Below are 6,795 nucleotides of genomic sequence, written 5' to 3'. Positions count from 1 at the left end.
CTTATAATTCCGGCAGGCAGAGCGCAGAAATGCCGCCCACCGGTCTGCGCGGGCCAGTGCGGCGATCTCCTGCCGGTAAACCTCCGTGATCTCCTGAAATCTGCGTGCCATGGGCAGCACCTCCTATCTTTCCTTTGGTTTTTCCCTGTCCTTTTTCAGCAGGTATTTATCCATATATTCCTTGGCCGAACACAGATCGCCGGTGTAGTTCCAGTCGTTTTCCGGGTCGATATGGCGGTAGGCGTTGTTATTGTACCGGTTCGGCTCCAGCTTGATGGGTGTCGCAGACAGCAGCGTTCCCCAGTGGTTAACCATGATCCAGCGGCCGATCTCCACGGGGATCCCGCACTGATCGTCGTCATTGCGTACCTCATAGAGATACAGCCCCTTGGGCACCGTGTTTCGGTCTACCCGCAGGCAGGTAAAGAGCATGGGACGGTCAAACACCTCCACCAGCTCAAAGCGTTCTTTTCTTGCATCAACAGACATACCGTTTTCCTCCTATCTTTCTCGCGCCGCTTCCCGGACGGGCGGAAACCGCCAGCCGTAGACCCGCCCGATCTCATCGCCCAGGCGCTTTGTCACACGGGTCACATCGGCGCGGGTGGCGGTGCCGCTGTATAGCTTTTCTTTCAGCCGGTCGATCTGTGCTTCGCTCACATTCTCCTTGTAGGCACGGTAGAGATAATGGTTCGTGCCGTCGTGATGTACGGCATCGCAGCGCAGATCGCCCAGCCGGTCTACATACCATGTGGAATAGTCCATCTTGGAATACAGGCAATCGCGGATATTGCCGCTTTTGATCTCGGCATAACCGGGATACCGCCCATCCCATCGGCCGATGTCTGCGATCAGCAGAATGGGGCGGGAGAGCTGAATGTTCAGATTGCACCGCTCGTCATCGAGATAGTCGTTGTTCTGCTCGACCATCAATTCCATCCGTTCCTGCTCAGAAAGCTCGGGGTACTGTTCCTCCAGATCGCCCCTCCAATCCTCGTAGTCCGGATCGCTGCTCCAGATAATATGTTTCTGCTCGGTCATCGTGCGTCACCTCGGTCTTTCTCCCGGCGCTTTAACGGCTGTCCCTGTGCATCGTAGTTGGCGGGATCGGCAATGGGCTTGTCAAAGCCGAACATGGAGCCGCCTTTCATGGCCTCCTCCTGGGCGCGGGTCACGCCCAGCTTGCGGTTATATTCCTCCACAAGCGCACGGGCCTCTTCCTTTGAGGTGTGGGGAATGTCCGTCTTGTAATAGCCGGTTTCGCCCCGTTTCAAAATCACCACATTTCCGGTGTCCAGCAGGAGAGAGTAGCACTGCTTTGGCAGGGAGGAGCGCAGCGGCACATAAGTGTTGCCGTTTCGCGCCATCCATTCGGCAAACTGCGCCATGTGATACAGGTTATCGACCCCGTAGCCGATCTCGGCGCGGTTCTCGTCAATGTAGCGGCAGGTGTGGTCACTATGGCTGCCATCCGGACGGGTCACACGGATACTGTCCCCATCGGGAATGCGGAACCGTTCCTTGCCGCTTGTATCAAGAAAGCAAATGCCGCGGGCCGCCTTTTTCATGTGCTGCTCCAGCATCTCCCGGCGATAGCAGTAGATATACAGGTTATAATCGCCCTGCATGGGATTCAGCCGCAGCAGATAGGCATACTCCGGCGTATCCACCCGGAATCCGTACTGCGGAATAAAATCCTCGGCAAACACACTTTCTTTGTGTTCATAGCAGTATCGGGAAAGGCTGCTGCGGTTTTTGAAAATGCCGTCATAGCGCTCGTCAAAACGCAGGGCATTGATAAAATCATCAAACTCATCCTTGAACGCCTGTGTTTTCAGCTCCCCGCAATGATCCTCCCATGAGGTGAAAAAGCCGTTGCCTCTTCTGTCCATGTCCCCGCGCAAATGACCGATGCAGCCGGCCTGCTTGTCGAGTTGCTGGCTGCCGGTATAACAGTAGCTGCGCTCTGCCGGGGTCATGATCTTGATTACATAGTCCATTACCGTTCACGCTCCTTTGTCGCTTTTGCCGCCTGTACAGAGAGCCGTTTCTGCCGTGCACGCCAATAGGCCGGGTTCCAGCGCTGCAGGCTCCGGTCAATGCAGGCTTCATATTCGCCGGGGCGGAAGTAGTTATCCGTCCGGGGTGCAATGATACCGCTGTCCATCAGTTCCCGCAGGGCCACCGACGCATCGCAGTCCTCCTCAAAATTCAGATACCCGCCTGCCTGAAAGCCGACCTGCTGTGCTTCCAGGGACAGCAACTGCCGAGCTGCGTCGATTTGGGCCATGATCCCTCCGTGGCCTGCCGTGGATACGCTATACACACCGGGACACAAAGTGTCGCAGCGTACAACAAGGCCCCAAGGGGAATCACTCGGTTCTCGATACATCATCGCTCACGCTCCTTCTGCAAGGATGAAATAGAAAGCTGCTGCGCTTCTGCCGCAAATCGCTGCTCCAATCGTTCCACGCTCCAATCCTTCTTGAATTGCCCCAGCGGGCCGGGACCGAACTGTGCCAACGCACGTTTGTCCATTTCCCGCAGCCGCTCCCATAACTCCGGGTGATACTGCCGGAGCTTTCGCAGCTCCCCAATGCCCTGCAACGGGCAGCACCAGCAGGAGCAGCGGTGGTAAATCTGATACAGCCCACCGAAGTCATAACCCCGGTCATAGCAGATTTGCAGGGCTTCCTTCTCCGTGATTCCCCAATCCACCAGCGGATAGCGCTCGCTTTTGATGCGCTTCGGCTCATCTGCGGCGATACCCACATAACTCACGGCCCGGTATTGTCCTTTCAGCCGGTTGATTTCCTTATGGATGAGATGCGTTTTCAGCTGCCCCGTACACCAGCGCACACGGGGACCGGGCCAGCCGTTTCCGTATAGAGAAACACCCAGCCACTGCCGGTTTTCAATGCTGGCTGATCGCTGCTTCTTTTCCTCAAACATCAGCCACTCAAAGCCCTTTGGGTGGCGCAGCCACGTCAGATGCAGCCCTCGCTCTGCAAACAGATAGTCGTCCAGCTTTTGCAGATGCTCATACATTTCCGGAAATTCCATGCCCGTATCTGCCGTCAGGACCGCATGGATCGGCAGCCCTCGCTCAACCATGAGCAACAGCATAGCGGTGCTGTCCTTACCGCCGGACAGGGATACCGCATGGAACAGATCCTTTTCTTCCGTTTGATTGCTCATACCCATTCCGTCTCCTTTCAATTCGGTATGTAAAAGAGGGGCGGCCAATCCGGCCGCCCCCTTGGGATTCGTTCTTTGAAAATGCAGGAGTGCAAACACAAGACCGACACTGCGACGATTTGTTCCACTCCATGAAACTGCCCCCACACTGAATGTTCAGCATGGGGGCGGCGCTTTTATTCTGTAATGTACATTTGACTATAAATATCCAGAATAGAGTCTTTCGAGCGGCGAATACCTATATCCGTTAAACGAATGTCCTCCTGCCGCATTTGTGCTATAAACCGAGTAATATCCTCCATTATAGACTGCGGGACAGGTATTCTCTGATTTTCCCGTACAAGTTGGAACAGGCGAAACACATCCAGACGGTGTTTCTTGATGTCACGTGCGTTTACATGGATTCCTTCTGCTTTCTTGCTTTTCAAATCCAGCCAAGCTCTCATTTTCAGCGGAATAATATGTTCAGCATCTAATATGGAGATACCATCTGTAACTGTTCGTCCATCCAGAAGAAAGTGGTAATAATCATCATTGAGCAAAATCGCTGACAAGCTGGAAACTTCATCATCAATATGCAGCGGCATCAAGTGTGTATCTGGCTGCAAGACCACATTGCTTTGTGGCCTTGAAAATAATTCAATCATCTTGGGGTAAGCAGGGTTCGTTGGGTCCACAAAACGATAGAACTCCGGTTGACCGTTACTGCGTTGCCTGGCCTGATAGCCACCAGCTTCAATAAAAGCCCAAAAGGCTTTTGCAAAGTCTGTCGTTAAAGCCTCGACGATCAGCACCATGTCGATGTCAACGGTTTGCCTGAAATCAAGTCCTGCATCGTTCATCAGAAGATCACAGGCAAAGCCTCCAATTACAGTATATTGCTCCTTAAAATGATTGAAGTGCTCTCGGAATATATCTATGCCATTTACCATTTCGTTCTCCTTTATTCTTCCTCTTTGATTGGTAGTCCGTGCTTTTGCCGAATTTCATCCAAGCACGTCTGAACTCGTTCGTTTGGGTCGTTGTCCATGCTGAGCAGCAATGAAATGTCATCTACACAGCCGTCTCTCTCCAAAATGATCGGGTCATAGGACCACACTTCAATAACAGCACCGCCAAAGTCTTCAAAATACTGTTTTGTGCAGATATCTTCTGCTGGGATTTTTGCCGCCTCCTTTTTGGAAATCGCAATAGCACCATCCTGATCGTTTACCCCAATCATGGATTGCCGTGCCAGCGCCCGTATTCCACTTGCAATTGGATGCTCGATTTGGGCGGTTCCTTTTACGTAAAGAATTCGATCAACAGGCGTTTTCAGTCGCCCGTATGCTTTTTCCAAAAGTTCTGATTTGGTGTATGCCGTTGTGATCCATTTATTCGTGCCTTCTGCTGTTTGCGAGATCAGACCCGAAGCAGAGAGGTCATTGATTGCCCTTGTACAGGTCGCCTTTGAGAGCGAAAGTGCCTTTGCAATCTGTGTCAGATTTACGGACCCAGTATTCTCTGCATAGTATAAATATAGAAATACAAGCTGTGTACCGGGTGCCATTTTTGCCATAATGGCAGTGTCCGCCTTGAATTGCTCATGAAAAGCGCACCCCCAAAACGGAAGGTACACCTGCTGCGAAAGAGACACAAACGGGATGTGTTCTTCCAGCATACTCCGTCGTTGTAACGCAGACAGGTTGTCTAAGCACAGTGCACAGGGAAGAGAACAAAGTTCCTGAAACTTCTTCAACTGCTTTTTTAATGTAGGCAATCGCCAAGAAGAGCCATTTGGCTTCAAAAGAACACACGCATGGTCTCCCCAACTTAACAATTGGGGGGTATATCCGTCCTTGATATAGTAGGGCGTGTCATCCGTGTAGTCGAATCCCTTCACTGTAATATCGGGGCCGAATACTAATTTAAGGAAAGATAGCATATCAGAAAGACTCCTTCGCTTCCGTCTTTTGTTTCACTTTTTCTTAATTGTACCGTTAAAACTGAAACTTGTCAAGTGAATACGAAACAATTGAGTAGATGGCACACAAACAGTATAGCCATTTATTCACAAATACCATCCTGTTATTGTTGGTTCACGCCGAAAAACTTTTCTTTCCCATAGAAAAAAGGGCGGCCGATCTGGCCGCCCCTTGGCGCTTATTTTTTATGCTTGCGCATCAGCAGTATAGCCGCAGCGCCGATGCCGGAAATGCCCAGCAGACCCAGCCACAGTGCCATGTGGCTGTTGTCTCCGGTCTGCGGCACCTCCAGTGCGGGCTTCTTTTCATTGTGCATCTCCACCTCCGTTACGGCTCCCTCAAAAACGGAGGCCGTCTTGTCAGCGGGGAGGAGATACCCGTCCGAACTGCTGTCCCGCACCTCGGATACGGTGTAGTCCCCGATACGCAGGCCCTCGACGAGAATGAAGCCCTCCGCATCGGTCTGGAACACCTGGTCATAGCCGTTGGCCCCGGTAACACGGAAGGAAAATCCTTCCAGCTTTCCGTCCGAGGAGGTCTTGACGATCCGGAGCGACCCCACCTGCGCCGCATTGACAAAGCCCTTTCCGGCTTCATTTTCCACGGTCACGGTTTCGCCGTCCGTGGTGATGGAAAAATAGTAGGCGTTCTCATCCAGATAAAAGCCCTCCGGGGCCTTGGCTTCCTTTACAAAATAGCCGCCGTAGCAGAGGCCGGTCAGGGCGTACTCGCCGCCGCCCAGTTCCTCCATCGTGCCCAATAGTTCGTCCTCAGCATCCAGTTCCTGATTGCGGTTGCTGTCACGGTAGACCTCAAACACGGCTCCCTCCAGTTTGTTTTCCGGATAGTCCTTGTCCACTTTCGTGAGGGCCACGCCGCCCCGGATGACCTGCTCGGTCACATCCAGCGCAATGGGATTATATTCCGCGGTGTACCGCTGCGGCTCAGCGCCTACGGGGTACACCGTGCTGTCCAGCAGATAGCCCTCGCTGGGCGTGATCTCACGAATCGTCCAATCATCCCCGCAGGCATAATATACGGTCGTGAATTGGCCATTTCCGTCCGTCACATAGGTGTCCACAAGCTGCCCGCCCTTGTATACGCCATAGACCGCGCCGGACAGCTTGGCATCGCCCTGGGGTGTTCCGGTGGCGCTGTCGCTTTTCGTAACGGTGGCGTTCCACTTTTTCAGCACATTGTGGATGCTCTTGTGCGTGACCTTGCTCCATTCCACTGCTGCCGTCTGATCCTCGGGTATCACATAGCGAACATCCGTATCCACCTCGGACAGCACATAGCCTGTGCCGATCAGCACATCGGAAAATACGGCCTTGCCCGTGCTGTCTGTTACGGCGTACTCGTCTACGGGCAAGCCCGAAAGCGAGGCGCCTGTCAAGTGAAATTTCACACCCTCGATCAAATGATCCTCCGAGGTTTTGATGACCTCCAGACTGCCCCGCTTCAGCGTATTATGGAAGGTCACGGTGGCGACCTGACCGGAGATCACAGTCACTTGACGCACCTCTTGGGGTTCATACCGGTCACTGCTCTGCTCCGTCACGGTGTAAGCGCCGGGGCGGAGATCATCGAGCTGCATTTCGCCGTCTGCATTGGTCGTCACGGTCTGCTCCGT

At 53.1% G+C, this 6,795-nt stretch carries 8 protein-coding genes; all 8 read right to left on the bottom strand.

The genetic code is table 11. The features are described from left to right. Positions 1 to 123 precede the first annotated feature (123 nt). Positions 124 to 489 carry an LPD28 domain-containing protein gene (locus tag LKD37_RS16555; protein ID WP_302930188.1) on the bottom strand — a complete coding sequence of 122 codons (366 nt, stop codon included), beginning with the start codon at positions 487 to 489 and terminating at the stop codon, positions 124 to 126. A gap of 12 nt (positions 490 to 501) precedes the next feature. Beyond that, a complete protein-coding gene (locus LKD37_RS16550; RefSeq protein WP_302930187.1) occupies positions 502 to 1,041 on the bottom strand; it encodes a hypothetical protein in 540 nt (179 codons plus the stop codon). Then, complete coding sequence (locus LKD37_RS16545; RefSeq protein WP_302930186.1) at positions 1,038 to 2,000, bottom strand: hypothetical protein; 963 nt, start codon at positions 1,998 to 2,000, stop codon at positions 1,038 to 1,040. The genes LKD37_RS16550 and LKD37_RS16545 overlap by 4 nt, the downstream gene beginning before the upstream one ends. Further along, on the bottom strand, positions 2,000 to 2,392 hold the full coding sequence (locus LKD37_RS16540; RefSeq protein WP_441448570.1) for a DUF7007 domain-containing protein: 393 nt from the start codon (positions 2,390 to 2,392) through the stop codon (positions 2,000 to 2,002). Before LKD37_RS16540 ends, LKD37_RS16545 begins: the two co-directional genes overlap by 1 nt. Then, on the bottom strand, positions 2,392 to 3,198 hold the full coding sequence (locus tag LKD37_RS16535) for a phosphoadenosine phosphosulfate reductase domain-containing protein (RefSeq protein WP_302930184.1): 807 nt from the start codon (positions 3,196 to 3,198) through the stop codon (positions 2,392 to 2,394). Before LKD37_RS16535 ends, LKD37_RS16540 begins: the two co-directional genes overlap by 1 nt. A 176-nt stretch (positions 3,199 to 3,374) precedes the next feature. Further along, on the bottom strand, positions 3,375 to 4,130 hold the full coding sequence (locus LKD37_RS16530) for a hypothetical protein (RefSeq protein ID WP_302930183.1): 756 nt from the start codon (positions 4,128 to 4,130) through the stop codon (positions 3,375 to 3,377). Between the two features lie 11 nt (positions 4,131 to 4,141). After that, positions 4,142 to 5,122 carry a MarR family transcriptional regulator gene (locus tag LKD37_RS16525; RefSeq protein ID WP_302930182.1) on the bottom strand — a complete coding sequence of 327 codons (981 nt, stop codon included), beginning with the start codon at positions 5,120 to 5,122 and terminating at the stop codon, positions 4,142 to 4,144. A 218-nt stretch (positions 5,123 to 5,340) separates the two neighbouring features. Further along, positions 5,341 to 6,795 (bottom strand): LPXTG cell wall anchor domain-containing protein (locus LKD37_RS16520; protein WP_302930181.1); only part of this gene is annotated, 1,455 nt, incomplete at its 5' end.

This window comes from Brotocaccenecus cirricatena (assembly GCF_020687045.1).
GTDB lineage: Bacteria > Bacillota > Clostridia > Oscillospirales > Oscillospiraceae > Vescimonas > Vescimonas cirricatena.
Note: the sequence above shows the minus strand (reverse complement) of the source record. Positions and strands in the feature narration are given on the sequence as shown.